The 25,885-nt window shown below is 63.6% G+C and carries 21 protein-coding genes and 1 other RNA gene; 14 read left to right on the plus strand and 8 right to left on the minus strand.

The window, feature by feature from the left end; all coding sequences use genetic code 11:
- Positions 1–510 precede the first annotated feature (510 nt).
- From API01S_RS10700 to wecB, 3 genes are all read right to left on the minus strand, one after another.
- Positions 511–2,205 (minus strand): glycosyl transferase family protein, encoded by a 1,695-nt coding sequence (locus tag API01S_RS10700; RefSeq protein WP_061304435.1) that lies wholly within the window; start codon positions 2,203–2,205, stop codon positions 511–513.
- Between the two features lie 14 nt (positions 2,206–2,219).
- A complete protein-coding gene (locus tag API01S_RS10705) occupies positions 2,220–4,436 on the minus strand; it encodes a cellulose biosynthesis cyclic di-GMP-binding regulatory protein BcsB (protein ID WP_061304438.1) in 2,217 nt (738 codons plus the stop codon).
- 95 nt (positions 4,437–4,531) lie between these two features.
- Positions 4,532–5,704 carry a non-hydrolyzing UDP-N-acetylglucosamine 2-epimerase gene (gene wecB, locus API01S_RS10710; RefSeq protein WP_061304439.1) on the minus strand — a complete coding sequence of 391 codons (1,173 nt, stop codon included), beginning with the start codon at positions 5,702–5,704 and terminating at the stop codon, positions 4,532–4,534.
- 177 nt (positions 5,705–5,881) lie between these two features.
- Here wecB and API01S_RS10715 point away from each other — a divergent pair, with 177 nt between their 5' ends.
- Positions 5,882–6,127, plus strand: a complete 246-nt coding sequence (locus API01S_RS10715; protein WP_006218196.1) for a hypothetical protein — start codon at positions 5,882–5,884, stop codon at positions 6,125–6,127.
- Positions 6,128–6,216: 89 nt separating this feature from the next.
- On the opposite strand, the gene ssrA is transcribed toward API01S_RS10715, so the two are convergent.
- From ssrA to ompA, 5 genes are all read right to left on the minus strand, one after another.
- Positions 6,217–6,606: a transfer-messenger RNA gene (ssrA, locus tag API01S_RS10720) on the minus strand.
- A gap of 112 nt (positions 6,607–6,718) precedes the next feature.
- A complete protein-coding gene (locus API01S_RS10725; protein WP_006218197.1) occupies positions 6,719–7,897 on the minus strand; it encodes an MFS transporter in 1,179 nt (392 codons plus the stop codon).
- Between the two features lie 345 nt (positions 7,898–8,242).
- A complete protein-coding gene (locus API01S_RS10730) occupies positions 8,243–8,917 on the minus strand; it encodes an HAD-IA family hydrolase (RefSeq protein ID WP_061304441.1) in 675 nt (224 codons plus the stop codon).
- Positions 8,914–9,642 (minus strand): bifunctional 2-polyprenyl-6-hydroxyphenol methylase/3-demethylubiquinol 3-O-methyltransferase UbiG, encoded by a 729-nt coding sequence (ubiG, locus tag API01S_RS10735; protein WP_006218199.1) that lies wholly within the window; start codon positions 9,640–9,642, stop codon positions 8,914–8,916. Before ubiG ends, API01S_RS10730 begins: the two co-directional genes overlap by 4 nt.
- Before the next feature lie 134 nt (positions 9,643–9,776).
- Positions 9,777–10,358: an outer membrane protein OmpA gene (gene ompA, locus API01S_RS10740; RefSeq protein WP_006218200.1), complete on the minus strand. Its 582-nt coding sequence runs from the start codon at positions 10,356–10,358 to the stop codon at positions 9,777–9,779.
- A gap of 412 nt (positions 10,359–10,770) precedes the next feature.
- Here ompA and gyrA point away from each other — a divergent pair, with 412 nt between their 5' ends.
- The 13 genes from gyrA (at position 10,771) to rfaD (ending at position 25,870) form a co-directional block, all read left to right on the plus strand.
- Positions 10,771–13,446: a DNA gyrase subunit A gene (gene gyrA, locus API01S_RS10745; RefSeq protein ID WP_006218201.1), complete on the plus strand. Its 2,676-nt coding sequence runs from the start codon at positions 10,771–10,773 to the stop codon at positions 13,444–13,446.
- Positions 13,446–14,576 carry a 3-phosphoserine/phosphohydroxythreonine transaminase gene (gene serC, locus API01S_RS10750; RefSeq protein WP_061304443.1) on the plus strand — a complete coding sequence of 377 codons (1,131 nt, stop codon included), beginning with the start codon at positions 13,446–13,448 and terminating at the stop codon, positions 14,574–14,576. The genes gyrA and serC overlap by 1 nt, the downstream gene beginning before the upstream one ends.
- Positions 14,569–15,654 (plus strand): prephenate dehydratase, encoded by a 1,086-nt coding sequence (pheA, locus tag API01S_RS10755; RefSeq protein WP_061304445.1) that lies wholly within the window; start codon positions 14,569–14,571, stop codon positions 15,652–15,654. The genes serC and pheA overlap by 8 nt, the downstream gene beginning before the upstream one ends.
- A gap of 8 nt (positions 15,655–15,662) precedes the next feature.
- Entirely contained in the window at positions 15,663–16,784 is a 1,122-nt protein-coding gene (gene hisC, locus API01S_RS10760) for a histidinol-phosphate transaminase (protein ID WP_061304446.1), read from the plus strand.
- On the plus strand, positions 16,781–17,683 hold the full coding sequence (locus API01S_RS10765) for a prephenate dehydrogenase (protein ID WP_050727780.1): 903 nt from the start codon (positions 16,781–16,783) through the stop codon (positions 17,681–17,683). Before hisC ends, API01S_RS10765 begins: the two co-directional genes overlap by 4 nt.
- 5 nt (positions 17,684–17,688) lie before the next feature.
- Positions 17,689–19,011: a 3-phosphoshikimate 1-carboxyvinyltransferase gene (gene aroA / locus API01S_RS10770; protein WP_061304448.1), complete on the plus strand. Its 1,323-nt coding sequence runs from the start codon at positions 17,689–17,691 to the stop codon at positions 19,009–19,011.
- Positions 19,012–19,026: 15 nt separating this feature from the next.
- Positions 19,027–19,713: a (d)CMP kinase gene (gene cmk / locus API01S_RS10775; RefSeq protein WP_006218207.1), complete on the plus strand. Its 687-nt coding sequence runs from the start codon at positions 19,027–19,029 to the stop codon at positions 19,711–19,713.
- 390 nt (positions 19,714–20,103) lie between these two features.
- A complete protein-coding gene (rpsA, locus tag API01S_RS10780) occupies positions 20,104–21,816 on the plus strand; it encodes a 30S ribosomal protein S1 (protein ID WP_026382780.1) in 1,713 nt (570 codons plus the stop codon).
- Between the two features lie 3 nt (positions 21,817–21,819).
- Positions 21,820–22,179 (plus strand): integration host factor subunit beta, encoded by a 360-nt coding sequence (locus API01S_RS10785; protein WP_006218210.1) that lies wholly within the window; start codon positions 21,820–21,822, stop codon positions 22,177–22,179.
- A gap of 177 nt (positions 22,180–22,356) precedes the next feature.
- Positions 22,357–22,671, plus strand: coding sequence for a LapA family protein (locus tag API01S_RS10790; protein WP_006218211.1), 315 nt, complete (start codon positions 22,357–22,359; stop codon positions 22,669–22,671).
- Between the two features lie 60 nt (positions 22,672–22,731).
- Complete coding sequence (gene lapB / locus API01S_RS10795; protein WP_006218212.1) at positions 22,732–23,946, plus strand: lipopolysaccharide assembly protein LapB; 1,215 nt, start codon at positions 22,732–22,734, stop codon at positions 23,944–23,946.
- Positions 23,943–24,884, plus strand: coding sequence for a D-glycero-beta-D-manno-heptose-7-phosphate kinase (rfaE1, locus tag API01S_RS10800; RefSeq protein WP_006218213.1), 942 nt, complete (start codon positions 23,943–23,945; stop codon positions 24,882–24,884). Before lapB ends, rfaE1 begins: the two co-directional genes overlap by 4 nt.
- On the plus strand, positions 24,881–25,870 hold the full coding sequence (gene rfaD / locus API01S_RS10805) for an ADP-glyceromanno-heptose 6-epimerase (RefSeq protein WP_061304450.1): 990 nt from the start codon (positions 24,881–24,883) through the stop codon (positions 25,868–25,870). The genes rfaE1 and rfaD overlap by 4 nt, the downstream gene beginning before the upstream one ends.
- Positions 25,871–25,885 lie beyond the last annotated feature (15 nt).

Genomic DNA, 25,885 nt, shown 5'->3' on the forward strand with positions numbered 1-25,885 from the left:
CTGTTCGGCGCCACGCGCGGCGGCGGGGTAGTCGCCACGTTTGTAATCGGCGTAGGCGCGGGTGGCGATGGGATAGCCCCGGCTGTAGGCCGACGCAGCGGGAGCCCGGGGGGGGCGCTGCGGGGGCCGCCGTGGGGGCCGGCGCGGCCGTCGGTGTCGGCGGGCTCAGGTTGGCGCGGGCCTGTCGCAACGCAGGCGTATCGATGCCCTCCTTGATGGTGTCGGCGGCGGCCTGATCGGCCTCTTTCAACTTGCCTTGTTTTTGCAGTGCGTAGATGAGCAGCAGATGCAGGCGTTCCACGTCGGGCCGCAATACCAGGGCCGACGCCGCCTGCTTGGCGGCTAGATCGAATTTACCGGCATCGAAATTCTTATACGCCTCTTCGGCGAACCGCCATGCCGCGCCTTCCAGCGGAGCCTCCGCTTTCAAAGCGGTCTGCGCCGTGGCGAGCGGGGCGGTGCCCACGCAAGCCAGGGCGGCGGACAAGATAAGCGAGCGGGTCAACGGAGTCATGTCGTCGCGGGTTTATCGTCGGAGTGCGGCGGCGGCGTCAGCTGCCCCGATTGTTGAAAGTCGATGGCTTCGTTCAAGGTGCCTTCGTCCAGCCAGCCTTGTTCGGTCAGGATCTGTCCCAAGGGCTTTTTCTCGCGGGCCTGGATCTCAAGCGCGCGCGCCAGCGTGTCCTGGTCGATGGCCTGCCAGGACAGCAGCAGTTCGCCCAGCCGCTGGCGCTGTTGCGATAGCTGATCGGTGCTGGGGAAATCGTGCATGGTCTTGTCCCAGGCCAGTCGCTTGCCGGTGACCAGATGGGCGATGAACAGGCGCCAGGCCCGCGCCGCTGCCATGGCGTTGATGAAGTTGCCCACGATCATGCGTGGAATCGACAGCACGGCGTGCTCCCATCCATACATGCGCCCCACGAAGTAAGCGCGCTGCACGACCCGCAGCAATAGCGCGATGGCGTTGAGCCACATCAGCGTCACCAGCCATCCGCCGGGCCGGAAATACGAGGGGTAATAGACCTTCCACCATCCGAACTTGTCGGCCAGGAAAAACACGAAGAAGTTCGCCAGCAACACGTAGGCCAGAATGGCGACGAACGATGTCACCAGCCCCTTGCGATCCCGAAACAGCAAATAGCGATTGGCCAGCGAGCCGGTCCAGCCCACCTGTTGCCATCCTTGCAAGCCGATGCCCAGCGTCCAGCGCGCCTTTTGCCGATACGCCGTGCGAAACGTGTTCGGGAAATATTCGCGCACGCCAAGCGGCATGCGGACGGTGGATATTTTTTCGCGCCCCAGTCCGAACCAGGCGCGTCGACGAGTGACGTATTCCACCTCGAACTTGCCGAAGATCTGCTTCATGCCGCGTTGGGCCAGGCGCGCGCCGATGTCGTAGTCTTCCGTCAGCGTGTCGGTGTTGAACGGCTGATTGTTGGTTTCCTCGGCCAGCTGTTCAAGCGCGCGCCGCGAGAAACACGTGCCCACGCCGGCCGATGGCACCATCTTGGACAGGCTTTCGCGCACCACCAGGTCCTTGGTGTGCCACTCGGCGAATTCGTCCATATAGGTGCCGGCGACCAGTTCGTGCCAGTGGCGTTCCAGCGACGTGACCGGCAACTGGATGAAGTCGATGCGCGGCAGCAGGTAGTTGTAGTACTTGAGTTCCAGCGGGTGCAGCACGTCTTCGCTGTCATGCAGGATGACGCCGGCAAACGGCACCGGCTGTTTCGCGTTCTGCGCGAAGATGGCCTGCACGATCCAGTTCAGGCAGTCCGCCTTGCAAGTGGGCCCATCGTGCGGCACTTCCACGCGGATCAGCTTGCGGTAGCGCCGCCGCATCCGCTCTACCTCGTCGATCGTGCGCTGATCGTTCTGGTAGGTGCCGGCAAAGATCATGTAGTCCTTGTATTCCAGCGTGGACACCATGGTCTCGAGCATCGACGAAATCACGTCGTACTCGAGCCAGGCCGGCACCATGATCGCCAGGGGCTGCTCGGGCTTGGCGCGCAGCTGCTCGGCGGTCAACGCCGCGTAGCGGCGCTTGATGGTCAGAGACCGTCGCAGTTCGCGCAACCAGAACCAGCCGTCGATGAACAGGTCATCCAGGCTGGACAGCAGGATGATGACCCCCACGATGGCGGTCACGACTTCCAGCCCGCGGTAATAGTCCGCGATGAAGTAGGGCCAGTAAAGCGAAGGCATGGCGCTGTCCGGGCTTACGGGTTGCCGCTGTTTTTCTTGCGATTCACGCGCCGCGCAAGAATCAGGATGAAGATCAGGACCAGCAGCGCGACGCTGATCGCGGGCACGCTCCACGCGATGTATCGACGCCATTCGAAGAACGCGCTATCGCCCGCGCCCAGGGGGGAACTGGCTTCGGGATTAGCGCTGTCTATCCAGGCGATCGGGCCGCTGGCGCCGATGACGGCCACGTCGCCGCGGTTCAGCACGAAGGGCGCGTCCACCATGCCGGGGTGTCGGCCGATGGTGTGCCAAAGCAATCCGTCCTGGCCATTGCCTCGAACCACTTCGGCGGTGCTCAGATGGTCCAGGCCGGAGATGTCCAGCCACGTTGCGTTCTTGCCGTCCACCTTCAGTTGCTTGCGGTCGGTGACCTGCACCATGGGCTTGGCGCCGTCCACCGGCACTTCCATCGCGAGGAATGCCTGCGTGGGCTTGACCGCCTGGCCCGCTGGCGTCACGGACAATTGTGCGCGCACGGGCGACACGCCGCTGGCCGCCGCAATGCCGATCACGCGCTTGATGTTGTCGGGCGCGTCGGCCAGATAGCTGTCGGGAACGATCACTTGCGGGGTGCCTGCCATGAGCGGCAACAGTCCGACGAACGTGCCGTCCGGCTGAGGTTTGCCCGGCTTTACATAGCTGGTGGGCAGCACGCTGACGGGGTAGCCCTGCGGAATTTCATTGCAATCGACCGAGACGGGTTGGCGCTGGAATTGGACACGCACCGCGTTGTTCACGCCCAGCGCATAGCCTGGCACGCGGGCGGTGAGGCGTTCCGGCTTGCCGTCGGCGTCCATCTGTCGGGCCGCCAGCAAAATGCCGTTCCAGAATACGGACGCCACGGGGCGCGTCGACGACGCTCCGGGCGCGGCCGCCAGGTCCAGCACCAGTTCATCGGGCATCTGGCCGCCGGAGGATACGGTCCCAAGCGGGAATGTAGTAGTCCAATCGCCACGCGCCACGACATCAAAGCTGGTGGCCGACCCGCCCAGCGAGGTCAGGCGCACCGCGCCGTCCGCGAAGGTCTGCGGCGTCGTCGCAGCTTTGACGTTGACCTGCCGGGTGACCAGGATGCGGCGCCACGCGCTGTCGAAGACGCCAGCCGCTTGCGCGCCGGCGCCGGCCGCTACGGCGATCACCGCCTGCCGGCCCAGCGGCAGCAAGCGGATATCCTGCGCGGGCAGGTCGGCGCCCGCCAAAGGCATGCGCGCCTGGCGCCATGCCTTGAATGCGGCCGATGCATCGGCATCCGAGGCCAGTTGCGCAGCCAGCGCGTCCAGCGCTTCGTTGTACCGGCCGCGCAGCGCGGCGTCGGCGATCACCACGTCGCCGCTGACCGCGGGTGCGCCCAGCACCAGCAGCGCGCCTATCTCGGCGGGGCTGGCCAGTTTGTAGGCGGGTTTGTTGGCGACGGCGGCGAACGCCGCGACCTGTTCCAGGCCGGCCGGTGCTTGCAAGCCGCTTGTGTCGACCTGGTCGCCTACCGACGGAAAGGCCCGCACCATGACGCGCTTGCCCGCGCGCTCCAATGCCACGCCCAGGCGCCAGGCGCTGTCGAAAGCCTGCTGATCCAGCTTGGCGCCCGCCACCATCAGCACGGGCTGGCCGGGCAGCGTGCCCCAGGCGTCATCCAGGCTGCCGATGGCCGAGGCGTCATAGCGGTAGCTCAGGCGCGTTTGCGGCGATATGGTCAAGGCGTTGGCGGTGGCGCGGTTGCTTTCGCAACGGCGCAATGCAATCTCGGACTGCCAATCCACGCCCAGCCGCAGGAAGCCGGACTCACGGCGCTGCGGCTCGATGCCCAGAGTCCGGGATGCCGACCCGTCTCCATCGGCGATGCGTTCCGCGGTCTGCGGCACGCCGTCCACCCAAAGCACCATCGTGGTCCGCCCAGGCTCCCCCTTGGCGTACTTGGCGTCGAACGATAACGTGGCGTTCGAGATGGGCACGCCGCGCGGCACGGGCAGATAGAACTCCTGGCGCGCGTCGCTGTTGCTGAGAACGACGGGTTCCTTGACGCCCAAGTCTTGAAGCGTGGTGCTGCGGGTCACCCAGTCGTCGCCCTGCAAGCGCCGTAACGCGTCGCCGGCGGGGCTGGCCAGACCGGTCAGGGGAAGCATCATCCCCGCCATCATCAGGGCGCGGCAAAGGACTCGGGCGGCGGGAACGGGCAGGGCGCTTGGGTGCATGGGGGCTCCGGGGCGGAATGCGTCGCGAATGACGTCAGGCGAATTGGGCAGTATTGGGGCGGATCTGATCGGGGAATTCAGCGGAGATCGAGGCGTCAAGAGGTGGGCTCCGGCGCGGCCCCCTTTGCCGTCGCATAAGGATCGAATTCGGAAACCGCGCGCCCGCATAGCGCATCCACGATGCGTTGGCTGGCGCGGCCGTCGCCGTAGGGATTGATGCGCCGCGAGTAAGCGGCATGCAGGTCGCCGTCGTCCAGCAGCCGATTCACCTGCGCCACGATGCGGCCCGTATCGGTGCCGACCAGCGCCACCGTGCCGGCCTCGACCGCCTCGGGCCGCTCGGTCACGTCGCGCATCACCAGCACCGGCTTGCCCAGGTAGGGCGCTTCTTCCTGCACCCCGCCCGAATCGGTCAGGATGAGATGGGCGCGCTGCATGAACCAGACGAAGTCCAGGTAATCCAGCGGATCGATCAGATGCACGTGCGACAGCCCGGCCAGATCCGTCATGACCACGTTGCGCACCTGTGGGTTCAAATGCACCGGATAGACGATTTGCAGATCCGTGCGGCGAGCCAGTTCCGACAGCGCCGCACAGATGTTCTTGAAGCCGCCGCCGAAACTTTCGCGTCGGTGGCCGGTAACCAGCAGCAGCCGCCGCGACGGGTCCAGCCAGTCGTAGCGGGCTGCCAGGTCGCGCGCGAGAGGACCGGTCGGATCAAGCTTGGCGCAAGTCATCGCCAACGCGTCGATCACGGTATTGCCGGTGACGGTGATTTTTCCAGCCAGGTTTTCGCGCAGCAGATTGGCGCGCGATTGCGCGGTGGGGGCGAACAGCCAATCCCCAACGGCATCGACGACGCGCCGGTTCATTTCTTCGGGGAAAGGCATCGCCAGATTGCCGGTGCGCAAACCGGCTTCCACGTGACCGATTCGCACGCGCCGGTGAAACGAGGCCAGTGCACAGGCCGAGGCAGTGCTGGTGTCGCCGTGCACGAGCACGCAATCGGGTTGTTCAGTCTGGAGCACGTCATCTACGCGCGAGATCAGCCGTGCATACAGGCCGTTCAGCGTCTGGTTCGGCACCATGATGTCCAGGTCATGTTGGGCGCGCAATTCGAACAGCGCCAGCACCTGGTCCAGCATCTCGCGGTGCTGGCCGGTCACGCACACTACGCTTTGGATCGTCGGCTCTATAGAAAGCGCGGTGACAAGCGGCGCCATCTTGATCGCTTCGGGACGGGTCCCGAAGATGGATAGGACTTTCATCACAAGATGACCCCTTCCCAAAAGCTTGGTGGCGTTAATTATGTCTTGAAAGTATTCGTAATATGTGACGGATTATTTCCGTAACTGGGATATTCAGCGACATATAGGCTGCCCTATAGCGAGCGGGGGGCGCATCGTCCGCTAACATCCGGTGTCTGGCGTAGGGGAAACTTGAATATGCTGCGCAATCTGGGGTGGTCTTTCTCCAGCGTCGTCGCGTTGATATGCGGGGTCGCGACTGCCTGGCTGCACTGGTGGGTGGTGATGCACCTGGGGCTGTGGCCCTACATCGTCTTCGAATTGCTGCCGGGCCTGCCGGGGGTGGGTTTCGGCATCTATGCCATTCATCAAGACAACAGCAAGATTGCGTGGGTTGGCCTGGTGCTGTCGCTGTCGCCGCTGGTGACGTGGCTCAGTATCTGATTAACCGAATAGACACAAAAAACAGCCGAAAAAAAAGGCCAACTTTAAGGGTTGGCCTTTTTCAAGTGCTTGATAGCACTAGGGTATTTTGGTGGAGCCGGGGGGAATTGAACCCCCGTCCGCAAGCCCTCTGCAATCAGTTCTACATGCGTAGTCGATTTATTTAGTTTTAACTTTGGACTTAGCCAACCGACAGGCCGGACCAAAGCGATTCACGTAATTTAAATCTGAGCCGTGTGACCCCAGCGCAGATCGATTCCTTGTGAATGTCGCTGCTGCGGTTCGAGGGTTACCCCCCTAGGAAGTTGCCTTCCTCCGCCTGACCCAAGGACAGATCAGTGCAGCGGCTCACCGCTTAAGCGGCGAGAGCGAAACGCTCGTCGTTGGCGTTTGTAGTGTTTCCAGTGGTTTAACGAGCGAACTGGTGCTCGGCATGCCCTGAGTTGTTTCGCGACCCACGTCGAATCCGGATCGGCCCCAAGAACTTTCTATTGTACTGGTAAACGTCATAGCCTGCTGCACTGTCAACCGGCCTATTTATGTGCCGTGGCGCGGTGGCGACAGCGCGCAGGGGATTCTGAATTCTCGGGCCTACGCAGCGTTGGCGCAGGCGGCATCGGAGGTCGCCCGGCCCCGCGACGCCGCCATCAGCGCCAGCGCCAGTCCCACCGAAACCGCGACGATGAGCGCGGCAGCCCATCCCAGCGACGCCAGTCCATAGTGGTCGATGACGTTGCCGCCCACGACGGCTCCCAGGCCGATGCCGATATTGGCTCCGGAAATGTTCAGCGAAGCGGCAAAGGCCGGTGCCTGGGGCGCCGCCTTCATCAGCCGGACATGGCATACGATGAACAGGGCCGCCTGCGCAATGCCCCACATGCCCAAGGCAATCGCGAGCAACCCGTGCGACTGCATGACCGGCGCCACGAATACCAGGCCCGCCGCCATCAGGGATGAAAACAGCGCGGTGGCTCCCAAGGGGCTGCGATCGACCATGCGGCCCCCCAATGTGTTGCCGACCAGGCCCACGGCGCCAAACGCCATCATCGTCCAGCCCACGATCTGGCCGTTGAATCCGGCCAGACGCTCAAGCATGTCGGCCAGGTACGTGTAGGCCGTGAACATGCCAGTGAACACCAGCAGCGACAGCATGACGTGGCCCAGCACGATCGGGTCGCGCAGGATACTCAGCTGGGTGACCAGCTTGACGCTGTCGGCGCGGATCCGCGTGCTGGGAAAGGTCAACAACAGCAGCAGGGCTTTGGCGAACGCCACGCCCGACAGCACCCAGAATGCGGCGCGCCAGCCAAACGCATCCGAGATCAACACCCCGATCGGGATGCCGAACACGGTGGCGGCCACGATGCCGAAGGCGACCATCGAAATGGCGCGGCCCGCGCGGGCGGGGCCGACCAGTTCAACGGCGGTGGCGCTGGCCAGTGACCAGAACACGGGCAAGGCCAGTGCCGGCACGAAACGGGCCACGGCCATGACCCAGATGTTCGGCGCCAGGGCAGCGACGGCATTCGACACGCCAAACAGAACCAACACGCCGATGAACAGGCGTTTGCGTTCCATATTGGCCATCAAGGCGGTCAGCAATGGGCCGGTCGCGGCAACCGTGAACGCAAACAGCGATACCAGCAGGCCCGCTTGAGAAACCGTCACATCGAGGTCGCGGGCCAGCGCAGGTAGCAGGCCCACGATCAGGAATTCGGTGGTCAGGATGGTGAAGCCGGCGGCGGAAAGTAGCAGGATGGGCAAAAGCATAGGCATTCCTCTGGCGCGACGCCAAATGGCGACACGCGGGGCAGGGCGTGGTGAGTGAAAAGGTCTGAGGAGCGCGGCGGCAGGAACCGGGCGCAATGCTCGACGGGGTTGGTACGTCGGCATGAAGGGAATGGGGTGGTGCAGTGGACCTGGCCACCTCCGGCATCGGCCGGATCGGCAATCGGGAAGCACCCGACTGCTTTGCACGGTTCACACTTTAAGGGACTTCAAAAGTCGGATAAAGCGGGCATGTGCGGAAAGATTATTCACCCTGAACAACTAATCGGCGAGCCGACCAGCGGGGAGGGTGCTACGGCGGGCCGTTGCGGCCCGCCTGATCCCATCTCAGCGTAGGTCGCTGGGCAGCAAGGGATGGATTGCCGACCAGAGTTCTTCAGGCGTGTTCGCGCAGGTTTCGGCCTGCCAACTGACGATGTTGTCTTCTTCGCCGACGTACCCATAGGCGGCCGCCACGGCGGGCATGCCGGCTGCGTGCGCCGCCTGGATGTCGCGCAGGTCGTCGCCCACATAGACGCAGCGGTCGGTGGAAAAGCCCGCTTCGCGCGCGGCATGCTGCAAGGGCAGGGGGTGCGGTTTGGCGTGCGCGGTCGTGTCGCCGCAGACCAGCACGGCGCTGTCGCGTGTCAAGTCCAGGAATTCCACAATCGGCAGAGTCAGGTGCGTCACTTTATTGGTGACGATGCCCCAGGACAGGCCGCGTTCGCGGATATCAGTCAGCAATTGCTCGATGCCCGGGAACAACTTGCTGTGTACCGTGGAGCTGGCGGCGTAGTCTTCCAGGAACTGGAGGCGCGTCGGCTCGTAATCGGGATCCCCGGGCGCCAGGTCCAACGCCACGCGCAGCAAGCCTCGCGCTCCTTGCGAGGCCACCGGGCGCAGGGCCTCGTAGGCCATGGGCTCCAGGCCGCGCCGAACGCGCTGTTGGTTGGCGGCGGCGGCCAGGTCGGGGGCGGTATCGGCCAGGGTGCCGTCGAAGTCGAACAGGATCAGAGCGCTCATTTGCGGGTAGCCATCAGGTAGTTGACCGAAGTGTCGGACGACAGCGAGTAGATCTGCGTAATGGGGTTGTATTCCATGCCGCGCATGCTCACCGGTTCCAGGTTCGCGGCGCGGGCCGCAGCCGACAGTTCGCTGGGCTTGATGAACTGGTCATAGCTGTGGGTGCCGCGCGGCAGCAAGCGCAGGACGTATTCAGCGCCGACGATCGCAAAGAGGAACGACTTGGCGTTGCGGTTCAGCGTCGAAAAGAACACCCAGCCGCCCGGCTTCACCAGCGTCGAGCAGGCGCGCACGATAGAGGCCGGATCAGGTACGTGCTCCAGCATTTCCATGCAGGTGACCACGTCATATTGAGCGGGCTGCTCCGCAGCCAGCTCTTCCACGGGAACTTTGCGATATTCCACCTTGACGCCCGATTCCAGGCCGTGCAGGCGCGCCACCTTGAGCGATTTGTCGGCCAAGTCGATGCCGGTCACTTCCGCGCCGCCTCTTGCCATGGCTTCGGACAGGATGCCGCCGCCGCACCCGACGTCCAGCACCTTTTTGCCAGCCAGGTTGCCCGCGCATTCCTGAATCCATTCCAGCCGCAGCGGATTGATCGCGTGCAGCGGCTTGAACTCGCTTTCGGGATCCCACCAGCGGCTGGCCAGGGCGCTGAACTTGTCCAGTTCAGCCTGATCGGCATTGACTGCAGGGCGGTCGGAGTCGTGAATTTGCGTGGTCATGGGAAGGTCCAGCGAAAGGCGACGCTATATATAGAGGGAGGCGGCAGCCACGCGTCACGGCACCAAGCTGGTGCATGACGGGCGAAAAAAAGGGCCTCGCTATGCGAGGCCCCTTATTGTAGCTAGTCCGGCAATTACTTGCGGCTACCCACGATTTCGATTTCAACGCGACGGTTTTGGGCGCGGCCCTCTTTCGTCTTGTTGGAAGCGATCGGGTTCAGCTCACCCTTGCCTTCCGTGTAGATACGGTTCGGGTCGATGCCCTTGCTGACCAGGTAGGTCTTGACCGAAGCGGCGCGGCGCTCGGACAGCTTCTGGTTGTAGGCTTCCGTGCCGATCGAGTCGGTGTGGCCAACAGCAATGATGGTTTCCAGCTCGATACCGCGAGCTTGCTGGGCGACTTGATCCAGCAGCTGACGACCTTCGGGCTTCAGGGTCGACTTGTCGAAGTCGAAGAACGTGTCAGCATTGAACACGACCTTTGCCGCCATCGGGGCCGGCTTCGCCTTCTGTTGTGCAACCGGGACACCGTCGCAACCGGGGATACCGGTGGCAGGGGTCCAGAAAGCATCGCGCCAGCACAGTTCGTTCGTACCGTTTTTCCAAACGTTACCGAACGGGTTGCGCCAGTTGTCCACGGTTTGCGCGGAAGCTACACCAGAGGCCGTGACGGCGGCGAAGGCGAGCGCCAGAGCGAATTTGGAGGGTTTGTTCATGTTTCTCCTCGTTGAGCTTGAAGCTGGATAAGTGACTCGCAGCGAACCCCCGCCGCATATCAGGAAAACGGGGCCAGTATAGCAACGCCAAGAGCTGGTTCAAAGGATTAGCTACTGGGTTTCCTGCGTGCTGGAAACAATCTTAAGGCATTTGGGCACCTTTGGCTTCCCTGGAGAGGCGCATTAACGCTGGATACGGCTATTTCGGCGCTCGTTCGGTTTTCCATGTTGGTTTTTGACAACAGGGCCGGCGGGCGCGGCTGGCGGCCGATCAACCGTCCAGGTCCATCGGCCGACCGGCCGCCTTGCGGTACACCGTAAGCGGCGGCCGCAAACGGGAATGGAATCGAATGATAGAATTTCCTGTTTACCCGGCCCGGGTTCCTCCTTACACGATTCTGTCGTTATATATATGGATTCCTTTGCCAAGGAGACGCTTCCGGTTTCGCTGGAAGAAGAGATGCGCCGCAGTTACCTCGATTACGCGATGAGCGTGATCGTTGGGCGTGCGCTACCGGATGTGCGGGACGGGCTCAAACCCGTCCACCGGCGCGTGCTCTACGCGATGCATGAGCTGAACAACGATTGGAACCGCGCCTACAAGAAGTCGGCGCGTATCGTCGGGGACGTGATCGGTAAATACCACCCCCACGGTGACCAATCCGTTTATGACACCATTGTCCGCATGGCGCAGGATTTCTCCATGCGCTACATGCTGGTCGACGGCCAGGGCAACTTCGGCTCCATCGACGGCGACAACGCCGCCGCGATGCGGTACACCGAAATCCGCCTGGCGAAGATCGCCCACGAGCTGCTGGCCGACATCGACCAGGAGACGGTGGACTTCGGCCCCAACTACGACGGCAGCGAACAAGAACCGCTGCTGTTGCCTTCGCGCCTGCCCAACCTGCTGGTGAACGGCAGCTCGGGCATTGCGGTGGGCATGGCAACCAACATTCCGCCGCACAACTTGCAAGAAGTGGTCGACGGCTGCCTGTACTGCCTGCGCAATCCGGCCTGCACGGTCGATGAACTCATCGAGATCATCCCGGCGCCGGACTTCCCCACGGGTGGCATCATCTACGGCATGTCCGGCGTGCGCGAGGGCTATCGCACGGGTCGTGGCCGCGTCATCATGCGCGCCAAGACGCACTTCGAAGACATGGAAAAGGGCAATCGCCAAGCCATCGTCATCGACGCCATCCCCTACCAGGTCAACAAGAAGACGCTGCAGGAACGTATCGCCGAACTCGTCAACGACAAGAAGATCGAAGGCATCTCCGACATTCGCGACGAGTCCGACAAGGACGGGATGCGCCTGGTCATCGAGCTCAAGCGCGGTGAAGTGCCCGAGGTTGTGCTGAACAACCTCTACAAGAACACGCAGTTGCAAGACACCTTCGGGATGAACCTGGTGGCGCTGGTCGATGGCCAGCCGCGCCTGCTCAACCTGAAGCAGATGATCGACTACTTCCTGCAGCATCGCCGCGAAGTCGTCACCCGCCGCACGGTATTCCAACTGCGCAAGGCGCGCGAGCGCGGCCATGTGTTGGAAGGCCTGGCCGTTGCGCTGGCCAACATCGACGATTTCATCGCGATCATCAAGGCTGCGCCGACGCCTCCCGTCGCGCGTCAGGAATTGATGGCCAAATCGTGGGATTCGTCCCTGGTTCGCGACATGCTCTCGCGCGCCGATGGCGACACCCCCGGCGGCCGCGCGGCCTTCCGTCCCGATGATCTGGGCACGGAATTCGGGCTGCAGGGCGACGGCATGTACCGCTTGAGCGATACGCAGGCTCAGGAAATCCTGAACATGCGCCTGCAACGCCTGACCGGGCTTGAGCAGGACAAGATCGTCGGCGAATACAAGGACATCATGTCCACCATCGCCGACCTGCTGGATATCCTGGCGCGCCCCGAGCGCATCACGACCATCATCAGCGACGAGCTGCAAGCCATCAAGGCCGAATTCTCGACCAACACGAAGGATTCGCGCCGTTCGGAAATCGAACTGAACGCGACCGAGCTCGACACCGAAGACCTGATCACGCCCACCGACATGGTCGTGACGCTGTCGCACGGTGGCTACATCAAGAGCCAGCCGTTGTCCGAATACCGTTCGCAAAAGCGCGGTGGACGCGGCAAGCAGGCCACTGCGATGAAGGAAAACGACTGGATCGATCAGTTGTTCATCGCGAACACGCACGATTACCTGCTGTGCTTCTCGAACCGCGGCCGCGTGTACTGGCTGAAGGTCTGGGAAGTGCCGCAAGGCACCCGCAATTCGCGCGGCAAGCCGATCGTGAACATGTTCCCGCTGGCTGACGGCGAGAAGATCACCGTGGTGTTGCCGGTCAAGGAATTCAGCGAAGATCACTACGTCTTCATGGCGACGTCGCGCGGCACGGTCAAGAAGACCCCGCTGTCCGACTTCTCCAATCCGCGCAAGGCCGGCATCATCGCCGTGGACCTGGACGACGGCGACTACCTGATCGGCGCCGACCTCACCGACGGCAAGCACGATGTCATGTTGTTCTCGGACTCGGGCAAGGCCGTGCGCTTTGACGAAAACGATGTGCGTCCGATGGGCCGCAACGCCCGCGGCGTGCGCGGCATGATGTTGGAAGAAACGCAGACCGTCATCGCGCTGCTGGTTGCCGGCGACGAAACGCAGACCGTGCTGACCGCCACCGAAAACGGTTATGGCAAGCGCACTCCGATCGGCGAATACACGCGTCACGGCCGTGGCACCAAGGGCATGATCGCCATCCAGACCACCTCGCGTAACGGCAAGGTGGTGGGCGCGGTGCTGGTCAACCCGACTGATGAAATCATGTTGATCACCACCGGCGGTGTCCTGGTGCGTACCCGTGTCGCGGAAATCCGCGAAATGGGCCGCGCGACGCAGGGTGTCACGCTGATCAACGTTGATGACGGCAGCACGCTGTCCGGCGTGCGTCGTGTTGTGGAAAGCGACGCGGACGACGACGGCGAACTGGACGAAGATGTCCAGGCCGAAGACGGTCAGGCGCAAGGCGGCGACGATACCAACGGCGCAGCGGATTCGACGGAACCTACGGAGCAATAATGGCCCGCCCCTGGAACTTCTCGGCAGGCCCCTCGGCCTTGCCCGAGGTGGTATTGCAGCAAGCAGCAGCTGAGATGCTGGATTGGCACGGCAGCGGCATGTCGGTGATGGAAATGAGCCATCGCGGCAAGCACTTCGTGCAGATCTGCGACGAAGCGGAATCCGATCTGCGTGACCTGCTGGGCCTGCCCGCAGATTACGCGGTCATGTTCATGCAAGGCGGAGGTTCCGGGGAGAACGCCATCGTTCCCATGAATCTCATGGGACGCCGTGGCACGCCTGCCGCCGACTTCGTCGTGACGGGCCATTGGTCCAAGCGTTCGTACAAGGAAGCAGGCCGCTACGGCAGCACGCATGTGGCGGCCAGCAGCGAGCAGCCCATCCAGCTGGATGGACGCGAGCAGGCGCCGCTGACCTGGGTGCCTCCCGTCGACACCTGGAACGTGCGCAAGGAATCGGCCTACCTGCATCTTTGCAGCAACGAAACCATCGGTGGCGTCGAGTTCATGGACTGGCCCGACACCGCCGCGCTGGGCGCGCCGGACGTGCCTCTGGTGGTCGATGCCTCGTCGCATTTCCTGTCGCGTCCGATGGACGTCGCGCGTTGCGGCATGGTGTATGCCGGCGCGCAGAAAAATGCCGGCCCGGCTGGCGTCACCATGGTGATCGCCCGCCGCGACCTGATCGGTCACGCATTGCCGATCTGCCCGTCGGCGTTCGATTACGCCAACGTCGCAGCCGAGCATTCGCGCTACAACACGCCGCCCACTTTCGCCATCTATGTCGCCGGCCTGGTGTTCAAGTGGGTCAAGGCGAACGGCGGCGTCGCGGGCATGGAAGCCGCCAACAAGGCCAAGGCCGACCTGCTGTACGGCTACCTGGACAGCAGCGATTTCTATCGCAATCCCATTCACGCGCCCGTGCGCTCGCGCATGAACGTGCCGTTCGTACTGCGTGACGAATCGCTCAACGACGCCTTCCTGCAAGGCGCCGATGCCGCTGGTCTGACCCAGTTGAAGGGTCACAAGAGCGTGGGCGGCATGCGTGCCTCCATTTACAACGCCGTACCCCTTGCCGGGGTGGCCGCGTTGGTCGAGTACCTGAAGGAATTCGAGCGCCGCTATGGATGAAGATCTGCAGCGCAAGCTGCGTCCCTTGCGTGAGCGCATCGATGCGTTGGACGCGCAGATCCTTGACCTGCTCTCGCAGCGCGCTCGCGCCGCGCTGGAAGTGGGCGAGGCCAAGCACGCCGCGCAAGCGGACGGCCCGGTGTTGCGCCCCGAGCGCGAAGCCGAAGTCATTCGCCGCTTGCAGCAGATCAACCCCGGTCCGTTCCCGAATGCGGGCGTGGCCTCGGTATGGACTGAAATCATCTCGGCCTGTCGCGGGCTGGAGCGTGGCATGACGGTCGCCTATCTCGGTCCGCAAGGCTCGTTTTCCGAGCAGGCCGCGCTGGAGCATTTCGGCCATGCCGTGCAAAAGCTGCCGTGCGTGTCGTTCGATGAGGTGTTTCGCGCGGTCGAGGGTGGGCAGGCCGACGTGGGCATGGTGCCCGTCGAAAATTCCACTGAAGGCGCGGTCAACCGCAGCCTGGACCTGCTGCTGAATACGCCGCTCACGATTCTGGGCGAGCGTTCGCTGGTCATCCGCCATTGCCTGATGTCGCAGTCGGGCAGCATGGAGGGCATCAAGACCATCTCCGCGCATCCGCAGGCGCTGGCGCAATGCCAGGGTTGGCTGACGCGCAACTATCCCGATGTGGACCGCGTTGCCGCGTCCAGCAACTCCGAGGCGGCGCGAGCCGCGGCGGGGGACCCGACCATCGCCGCGATTGCGGGCGAAGTGGCTGCGCCGGCCTGGAATCTTCAGGTCATCGCGGCCGGCATCCAGGACGATCCGCACAACCGCACCCGCTTTCTGGCCATCGGCAATATCCAGCCGCTGGTCAGCGGCAAGGACAAGACCAGCCTGATCCTGGCCGTGCCGAACCGCGCCGGCGCCGTCTATGAAATGTTGGCGCCGCTGGCTGCCAATGGCGTTTCGATGACGCGCTTCGAGTCGCGTCCCGCGCGCACTGGCCAGTGGGAATATTATTTTTACGTTGACGTGCTGGGTCACCGCAACGATCCGAACGTCGAGCGCGCGCTTGCCACTTTGCAGGCGCAGGTTGCCTACCTGAAGGTGCTGGGTTCCTACCCGGCGCCGTGAGCCCCACCATGACCACCGCATCCAAGCCACTCGTTGCCCCCGCGCACGTCAGCGCCATCGCCCCATATCAAGCAGGCAAGCCCATCGAAGAACTGGCCCGTGAATTCGGGTTGGATCCGGCCGGCATCGTCAAGCTGGCCTCGAACGAAAACCCGCTGGGCATGCCCAAGTCGGCGCGCGCTGCCATGTTGGCTGCCGCCGAGTCCCTGGCCCGCTACCCGGACCCCAACGGTTTCGATCTGAAAGCCGCGCTGGCCGAGCGTTATGGCGTGCCGATGAGCTGGATCACGTTGGGCAATGGCTCGAACGACATCCTGGAAATCGCGGCGCTGGCGCTGCTGGAACCCGGATCGTCGGCCGTGTACGCGCAACACTCGTTCGCCGTTTACCGGCTGGCCACGCAGGCGCGCGGCGCGCGCCACATCGTGGTGCCCGCCAAAGACTACGGCCACGATCTGGACGCAATGTTCGACGCCATCGCGGACGACACGCGCTTGTTGTTCATCGCCAATCCGAACAACCCCACGGGCACCTTCGTGCCTGGCGATCAGGTGGCGTCCTTCCTTGAGCGCGTGCACGCCGCTCACGGCGACCGCGTCACGGTGGTCCTGGACGAGGCCTACAACGAATACCTGGATCCGGAATACCGCTTCGACAGCACCGCGCTGGCGCGCCGTTTTCCGAACCTGATCATCTCGCGCACGTTCTCCAAGGCCTATGGCCTGGCCGGACTGCGCGTGGGCTTCTCGGTGGCCCAGCCGCCATTGACCGATCTGCTGAACCGCGTTCGCCAGCCCTTCAACGTCAACACGCTGGCGCAGGCTGCGGCAATCGCTGCACTGGGCGACGCCGCCTATCTGCAAGAGGCCTATGAGTCGAACAAATCGGGCAAGGCGCAGCTATGCGCGGCGTTCGACCGGCTTGGTTTGCGCTATGTGCCCAGCTTCGGCAACTTCGTGCTGGTGCATGTGGGCGACGCGCCCCGCATCAATCTCGAACTGCTCAAGCGCGGCGTGATCGTGCGCCCCGTGGCGGGCGATGGCCTGCCGGAATGGTTGCGCGTATCTATCGGCTTGCCGCAAGAGAATGCCCGCTTCATCGATGCCCTGACCGACATCCTGGCCACATGAACGACGCGTTACCTTCTTCCGATCAGGGGGCCGCTGGCCCCCTGATTCCTGTATTGGCCGTCGTAGGCGTGGGCTTGATTGGCGGTTCCTTCGCCGCGGCATTGCGCCAGGCCGGGCAGGTGGGCCGCGTGCTGGGGGTGGGGCGCAATGCCGCGTCGCTGGCCCGCGCCGTCGAGCTTGGTTTGATCGATGAGGCAGTCAGCGCCGAAGACGCGGCCAAGCGCGCCGATATCGTCCTGTTGTCCACGCCGGTCGGTGGTCTGAAAAACGTGTTGTCGCGCATGCTGCCCCATTTGGGCGCGGCGACGGTCGTGACCGATGCAGGCAGCACCAAAGCCGAGGTGGTCGACGCAGCGCGCGAGGCGCTGGGCGATCAAGTCGGGCGTTTCGTGCCAGGGCACCCGATCGCCGGCGCGGAACGCACGGGCCCCGAAGCGGCCGACGCCGCGCTGTATCGCGGGCGCACCGTCATCTTGACGCCATTGCCCCAGAACAGCGCCGAGTCCATCGACTTGGTGCGGCGTGCGTGGCAGGCCTGCGGCGCCAGCGTGATCAATATGGACGCCGACGCGCACGACCGCGTGCTGGCTTCGGTCAGCCATCTGCCGCATCTGCTGTCGGCGGTCTATATGGAGCAGGTGGCCACGGCCGCCGATGCCCGAACCCGCCTGGATCTGGCGGGTAGCGGATTTCGTGATTTCACGCGCATCGCGGCGGGTTCGCCCGAGATGTGGCGCGATATCTTCCTATCCAATCGCGACGCGATGCTGGCAGAGCTTGCCGATGTGCGCGCCGTGCTGGATCGCGCCGAACGCGCCATCGCCGACGGCGACGACGCGGCGTTGCTGGCATTGCTGGATTCCGCGGCCCAGGCGCGCCGCAACTGGCAAAAGGAGTAGCTGACATGGGCGCTTTGCCTTATCTGGACCTGCCGCGCGTGCGGCAGGCGCATGGCGTGATGGCCTTGCCCGGTTCCAAGAGCATTTCCAACCGCGTGCTGTTGTTGTCGGCCATTGCCGAAGGCAGCACGCTGATTACCGGCTTGCTTGATTCCGATGACACGCGCGTCATGCTGGCTGCCCTGCGTCAGTTGGGCGTGCAGGTGTCCGACCTGGATGCCGGCCGCGTTACGGTCGAAGGGGTGCGGCGCTTTCCCGTGCAAAGCGCGGACCTGTTCATGGGCAATGCCGGCACCGCGATCCGTCCGCTGACGGCGGCGCTGGCCCTGATGGGCGGCGACTACCGCCTGTCGGGCGTACCGCGCATGCACGAGCGGCCCATCGGTGACCTGGCCGACGCGTTGAACGCGCTGGGCGCGCGCATCGATTACCTGGGCCAGCCCGGCTATCCGCCGCTGCATATCGGCCAAGGTCAAATTGCCGACGACGCGGTGACGCGCGTGCAGGGGTCCGTGTCCAGCCAGTTCCTGACAGCCTTGTTGCTGGCCGCGCCGCTACAGGCCGGACGTAGCGGCAAGCCCGTCACGATCGAAGTCGTAGGCGAGCTGATCTCCAAGCCCTATATCGAAATCACGCTGAACCTGATGGCGCGCTTTGGCGTGCAGGTGCGGCGCGAGGGCTGGAGCCGCTTCGTGATCGAAGGCGGGGCCGGCTACCGCAGCCCGGGCCAGATCGCGGTGGAAGGCGATGCGTCCACCGCGTCGTACTTCCTGGCGCTGGGCGCGATTGGCGGCGGGCCGCTGCGCGTGACGGGCGTGGGCGCGAACAGCATCCAGGGCGACGTGGCCTTTGCCGACACGCTGGCGCAGATGGGCGCCAACGTGAGTTACGGCCCGGACTGGATCGAGGTTTCGGGCGTACGCGTTGCCGATGGCGCGCGCCTGAAAGCATTCGACACCGACTTCAACCTGATCCCGGACGCTGCCATGACGGCCGCGGCGCTGGCGTTGTACGCCGACGGCCCGTGCCGCCTGCGCAATATCGGAAGCTGGCGTGTGAAAGAAACGGATCGCATCCACGCCATGCAGACCGAGCTTGAAAAGCTGGGCGCGCTGGTGGAATCGGGGCCGGATTGGCTGCGCGTGATTCCGCCGGCCCAGGACGCCTGGCGCGACGCCCACATCGGCACGTGGGACGATCACCGCATGGCCATGTGCTTCTCGCTGGCGGCCTTCGGGCCCGCCGCCGTCCGAATTTTGGACCCCGGTTGCGTCAGCAAGACGTTCCCGGGTTACTTTGATGTTTACGCAAGCCTCGTGTCGGCCTAGCGCGCACTCCTCTACATGACTTCGACTTCATTGACTGAAACTCCCGCTGCCGTCATCACGATCGATGGCCCCACTGCGTCCGGCAAGGGCACGGTGGCGCACCGCGTCGCCAAGGCGTTGGGCTGGGCCGTGCTGGACAGCGGCGCGCTGTATCGCCTGACCGCCCTGGCGGCTATCAAGCAGGGCGTAGCCGCTGACGACGAGCCCGGCGTGGCGCGCGTGGCCGAAACGCTGGATGTGCGTTTTGACGGCCCGCACGTGTACCTTTCCGGCGTCGATGTCGGGCATGACATCCGGCGCGAAGAGGTGGGTAATTTCGCCTCTCGCGTCGCCGCGTTCCCTGGCGTGCGCCGGGCCTTGCTAGAGCGTCAGCGCGCGTTTCGCCTGCCTCCGGGGCTGGTTGCCGACGGTCGTGACATGGGCACCGTGGTGTTCCCGGACGCCTCGCTGAAGGTCTTCCTGGTCGCCGACGTGGTGGCTCGGGCCGAGAGGCGGCGTAAGCAGTTGATCGAAAAGGGAATTTCTGCTAATCTAGACGACCTTCTGCGAGACATGCGCGAGCGAGACGCCCGCGATACCGAACGCGCCACGGCGCCGCTGGCTCCCGCAGCAGACGCACACGTACTGGATTCGTCCAATTTGACGATTGCAGAGACGGTGCAGGCAATACTGGATTTTTGGCAGCAGGCAGGCAAGCGGTAGGGCCGCAATCGAAAGGTTGCAGTCCGAAGGCAGGCACCCCCCAAGGTGCATGCAACCTCAACGGCGCAAGTAACCCCAACGGCAGGCAACCACGGTAGCCAACTGACGGGCCGGCAGTGAAGCGAATAGCTGAAGTGCCGCAAAGCCGCTGGAGGTCGCAAGAGTCTTTTTCCGATCCTGCGCTTTCATCACCTGTGATGCGAAATTGCCCGGACCATAAAACGTTCGGGCCCCAAGTTTTACTTGATTAGGCCCTGTCCTAGCCAGGCGCAACCCCCACGGGCCACCCCGCAGGGCAAACCGGCAGGCAGGTATTTTGACTCCACTGTGGCGGGCAATCCGCTGCGGTGTGTTCTTAACGGCCATTTCGGCCCAATGGATTTCAACCCCATGTCTTCCGTTTCCACTACCGCCACCGGCGGCGAAAGCTTCGCCGACCTTTTCGCCCAAAGCCTCAAGAGCCAGGACATGAAGTCCGGCGAGGTCATCAGCGCCGAAGTCGTGCGCGTCGACCATAATTTCGTCGTCGTCAACGCCGGCCTGAAGTCCGAAGCGCTGATCCCCCTGGAAGAGTTCCTGAACGACCAGGGCGAGCTCGAAGTGCAACCCGGCGATTTCGTCTCGGTGGCCATCGATTCCCTGGAAAACGGCTACGGCGACACGATCCTGTCGCGTGACCGCGCCAAGCGCCTGTCGGCCTGGCTGCAACTGGAAAAGGCCCTGGAAAACGGCGAGCTGGTTACCGGCACCATCACCGGCAAGGTGAAGGGCGGCCTGACCGTCATGACCAACGGCATCCGCGCGTTCCTGCCCGGTTCGCTGGTGGATCTGCGTCCGGTCAAGGACACCACCCCGTACGAAGGCAAGACCCTCGAATTCAAGGTCATCAAGCTCGACCGCAAGCGCAACAACGTTGTGCTGTCGCGTCGCCAAGTGCTGGAAGCCAGCATGGGCGAAGAGCGTCAAAAGCTGCTCGAAACCCTGCACGAAGGTGCTGTGGTCAAGGGCGTGGTCAAGAACATCACCGACTACGGCGCGTTCGTTGACCTGGGCGGCATCGACGGCCTGCTCCACATCACCGACATGGCATGGCGTCGTGTGCGTCACCCGTCCGAAGTCCTGCAAGTGGGTCAGGAAGTCGAAGCCAAGGTCCTCAAGTTCGACCAGGAAAAGAGCCGCGTCTCGCTGGGCGTCAAGCAGCTGGGCGAAGATCCGTGGGTGGGTCTGGCTCGCCGCTACCCGCAAGGCACCCGCCTGTTCGGTAAGGTCACGAACCTGACCGACTACGGCGCGTTCGTTGAAGTCGAAGCCGGCATCGAAGGCCTGGTTCACGTCTCCGAAATGGACTGGACCAACAAGAACGTCGACCCGCGCAAGGTTGTTACCCTGGGCGAAGAAGTCGAAGTCATGGTCCTGGAAATCGACGAAGACCGTCGTCGTATCTCGCTGGGCATGAAGCAGTGCCGTCAGAACCCGTGGGAAGAGTTCGCCACGAACTTCAAGCGCGGCGACAAGGTCCGCGGCGCCATCAAGTCGATCACCGACTTCGGCGTGTTCGTCGGTCTGCCTGGCGGCATCGACGGCCTGGTTCACCTGTCCGACCTGTCGTGGACGGAAACCGGCGAAGAAGCCGTGCGCAACTTCAAGAAGGGCGACGAGATCGAAGCCGTGGTTCTGGGCATCGATACCGACAAGGAACGCATCTCGCTGGGCATCAAGCAGCTGGAAGGCGACCCCTTCAACAACTTCGTCGCCACGTTTGACAAGGGCGCGGTTGTTCCGGGCACCATCAAGTCCGTCGAAGCCAAGGGCGCTGTTGTCACGCTGTCCGTGGACGTTGAAGGCTACCTGCGCGCTTCCGAGATCTCCTCGGGCCGCGTTGAAGATGCCACCACCGTTCTGACCGCCGGTGAAAACATCGAAGCCATGATCGTCAACATCGACCGCAAGACGCGTTCGATCCAACTGTCGATCAAGGCCCGTGACAACGCCGAGACCGCCGAAACGATCCAGCGCATGTCCGACGCCAGCGCTTCGTCCGGCACCACCAACCTCGGCGCGCTGCTGAAGGCCAAGCTGGACCAACAGCGCAACGACGGTTAATTCGTGACCAAGTCGGAGCTGATCGCCGCCTTGGCGGCCCGCTATCCTCAGCTGGCCGCCCGCGACACCGATTACGCCGTCAAGACCGTGCTGGATGCAATGACCCAGGCTTTGGCCTCGGGTCAGCGCATCGAGATCCGGGGTTTTGGCAGCTTCTCGTTGTCGCAGCGGTCTCCCCGCATCGGTCGCAATCCGAAATCTGGCGAACAAGTGCTGGTGCCTGGCAAACAGGTGCCGCACTTCAAGGCAGGCAAGGAATTGCGCGAACGGGTGGACCTGGTCGGCGGCAATGACGAGGACGCCCAATCTTCCGGATCGGGTGAGACGATGACGTCAATGGCAAGTTTGCACGCCATGCACTGACTCACCATCGTCTAAAGGCTGCCTACGGGCAGATCGGACCGAGAACAGGCCCCTTGAGAAATCAAGGGGCTTTGTTTTTTCCGGCTTGATTCGTCCCGCTTTGTCGGGGATTTTTTTTCTTGGACGGATAAGACGTCGCTTACAATTGACAGTCTTGAATTCTCTGGAGCATGCGTCATGCGCTATCTAGTCTGGGCCCTGCGATTGCTCGTGTTTGTTGCGGTCTTGATGTTCGCCTTGAAGAACACCGATCCCGTTGCCGTGAAGTTCTACGCGGACTACGTCGTGCAAGATGTGCCGCTGATCGTCGTGATGTTGGTCGTGTTCGTCGCTGGCGCCTTGTTCGGCCTGTTGCTGACCGTGCCTGCCGCCATGCGCCGCCGCCGCGAAGCCATGCGCTTGCGCCGCGAGCTGGACCGCGTCCAGGCAGCGGTCAATGGCACGACGCCGGTCGTGCCGCCCGAAGCCGTCGCACCGATGTCGCCGCTCTGATGGCGCGCCGCTTTCCGCACTTCCCGCATTCCGTACTGAATTTCAGCAAGAGCCCGAACCGTGGATTTTGAACCTTGGTGGTTGATTTTCGTGCCGGTGTTGTTCGCGCTGGGCTGGCTGGCCGCGCGCTTCGACGTTCGGCAGATGCTTCGGGAGACGCGCAGCCTGCCCGACTCGTACTTCCGGGGGCTGAACTTCCTGCTCAACGAAGAGCCGGACCGCGCCATCGACGCCTTTGTCGAAGTGGCCAAGCTGGACCCTGAAACGACCGAGCTGCACTTCGCACTGGGCAGCCTGTTCCGTCGCCGCGGCGAAATGGAACGCGCGATCCGCGTGCATCAAAGCCTGCTCAGTCGCTCGGATCTGCCCGACGCCGAACGCGACCATGCGCAGCACGAACTGGCGCAGGACTTCCTCAAGGCCGGCATGCTGGACCGCGCCGAAAGTGGTTTTGAACAGCTCAAGGACACGCGCTACGCCTTGCCGGCGCTGCGCTCGCTGATCCGCATCTACGAATCCGAACACGATTGGCCGCGCGCCATCGAAGCCGTCAAGACCTTGCAGGGCCTGGTCGATGAGCCGGTGCCGCAGATCGTGCATTACTACTGCGAGCAGGCGCAGACCGCGCTGGCGGCCAAGCCCGCCGACGTGGACGCCGCTCACAAGGCGCTGGATGCCGCCGACCACGCGTTGTCCACGACCGACGCAGCAGCGGGCAAGGGTGCGATGGTGCGTACCGCCATATTGCGCGCCCGCCTGGCGTCGATGGAACAAGACCCCAAGCGCGAACGGCTCTACCTGGAATCGGTCATGACCGATGCGCCGGAATTCGCCGGGCTGGTGGCCGAGCAGCTTCTGGCCAATTACCGCGCTGCCAATCAGGTCGAAGCAGGACTCGATTTCCTGCTCAAGCAGTATCAACGGCACGCCTCGCTGGACCTGTTCAATGTGGTGTTCCGCGAATTGCGCGTCCAGCAGGGTTCGGAAGTGGCATGGACGTTCGCGCGTGGCGCTTTGCGCAGCCATCCGTCTTTGCTGGGTCTGGACCGTCTGCTGGAAGCGGAACTGGCCAACCCGGACAGCGGCGCTGAAAGCGGCCCCGTGCCCGGCGCCGACCTGACGCTGCTGCGCAGCCTGATCCACAAGCATACGCAACGCCTGGACCGCTATGCGTGCCGCAGTTGCGGTTTTCAAGCGCGTCGCTTTTACTGGCAATGTCCCGGCTGCAACGCCTGGGAGACCTACGCGCCGCGCCGCCTGGAAGAACTTGAATGAAGCCTTTTCCCGCCGAAGCCATTTCGCAAAGCCGTGTCCTAGTGGTTGGCGACGTGATGCTGGACCGCTACTGGTTCGGTGAAGTCGAACGTATTTCTCCGGAAGCGCCGGTGCCCGTGGTGCGGGTCGCCCGCCGCGAAGACCGTCTGGGCGGCGCCGCCAACGTGGCGCGCAACGTCGCGGCGCTGGGCGGACAGGTCACGCTGGTGGGCGTGCTGGGAGAAGACGAGGCCGGCGACAGCATCCGCAAATTGTCCGCCGAGGCCGGCATCCGTACCGAACTCATCGCCGATCCATCGCTGCACACCACGCTGAAAATGCGCGTGCTGGGCCGCCAACAGCAATTGCTGCGCGTCGATTTCGAGCAGCATCCCGAGCAAGCCGCGCTGGACAGCGTGGACGCCGCGCTCGCGCGTCATCTGGCCAACCACGACGTGGTGGTGCTGTCCGACTATGCCAAGGGCGTGCTGGCTCGCGTTGAATCTCTGGTCTCCTTGGCGCGCGATGCCGGCATACCGGTGCTGGTGGACCCCAAGGGCGACGATTATTCGCGCTATCGGGGCGCAACCCTCGTCACCCCCAACCGTGCCGAAATGCAGCAGGCGGTGGGCCGCTGGAATTCCGAAGCCGAACTGACCGAACGCGCGCAGCGCTTGCGCGCCGATCTGGACCTTGAAGCCCTGCTGGTGACCCGTTCCGAGCAAGGCATGACCTTATTTACCGATGCGGGGCGGGACCACATCGACGCGCAGGCGCACGAAGTGTTCGACGTGTCCGGCGCGGGCGATACGGTATTGGCCACGCTGGCGGTTTCGCGGGCCATAGGCTTGCCGTGGGCCGAGGCGATGGGCTGGGCCAACAAGGCTGGCGGCATCGCCGTGGGCAAGCTGGGCACCTCTGTCGTCACCGCCGCCGAACTCGCAGGAGAAATTTCATGATCGTCGTAACCGGAGCCGCAGGCTTCATAGGCAGCAACCTGGTGCGCGGGCTCAACCGCCGTGGCATCCATGACATCATCGCGGTGGATGATCTGACCGAAGGCGACAAGTTCGTCAATCTGGTCGATTGCCAGATCGCCGAGTACATGGACAAGGACGACTTCCGTCGTTGTGTGGCCGATGGCAGCCTGCCCGCCGTGCGCGCGGTGCTGCATCAAGGCGCGTGCTCGGACACCACCGAGCGTAACGGCCGCTACATGATGGACAACAACTATCGCGTCACGCTCGAACTGTTCGAGTTCTGCCAGACGCGGCGCATTCCGTTCCTGTATGCCTCGTCGGCCGCTGTTTACGGCGGCTCGTCGGTCTACGTCGAGGATCCGGCCAACGAAGGCCCGCTCAACGTCTACGGCTATTCCAAGCTGCTGTTTGACCAGGTGCTGCGCAAGCGCATGGATACGCTCACGGCGCAAGTTGTGGGCCTGCGCTACTTCAACGTCTATGGACCGCATGAACAGCACAAGGGCCGCATGGCCTCGGTGGCGTTCCACAACATGAACCAGTTCCTCGAACACGGCCATGTGCGCCTCTTTGCCGGATGGGATGGTTATGTGGACGGCGGCCAAAGCCGCGACTTCATTTCCGTTGAAGACGTGGTGGCCGTGAACCTGCATTTCCTGGAACATCCCGAACGGTCGGGCATCTTCAACTGCGGCACGGGCCGGGCGCAGCCCTTCAATGACGTGGCGGCCGCCGTGGTGAATACGCTGCGCGCCGAACGTGGCGAGGCGGCGCTGACGCTGGCGCAGTTGGTCGAGCTGGACCTGATCCGCTACATCCCGTTCCCTGACGACCTGAAGGGCCGCTATCAAAGCTACACGCAGGCGGATGTCTCGCAATTGCGCGCGGCGGGTTTCGATGCGCCCATGCGAGATGTGCAGACTGGCGTTGCCGAGTACGTGCGCTATTGGCGCGCTCGCCGCTGAACCGCATCGCCGCTT

Origin of the sequence: Achromobacter piechaudii NBRC 102461 (assembly GCF_001571245.1) — a bacterium.
GTDB classification, from domain to species: Bacteria; Pseudomonadota; Gammaproteobacteria; order Burkholderiales; family Burkholderiaceae_B; genus Achromobacter; species Achromobacter piechaudii.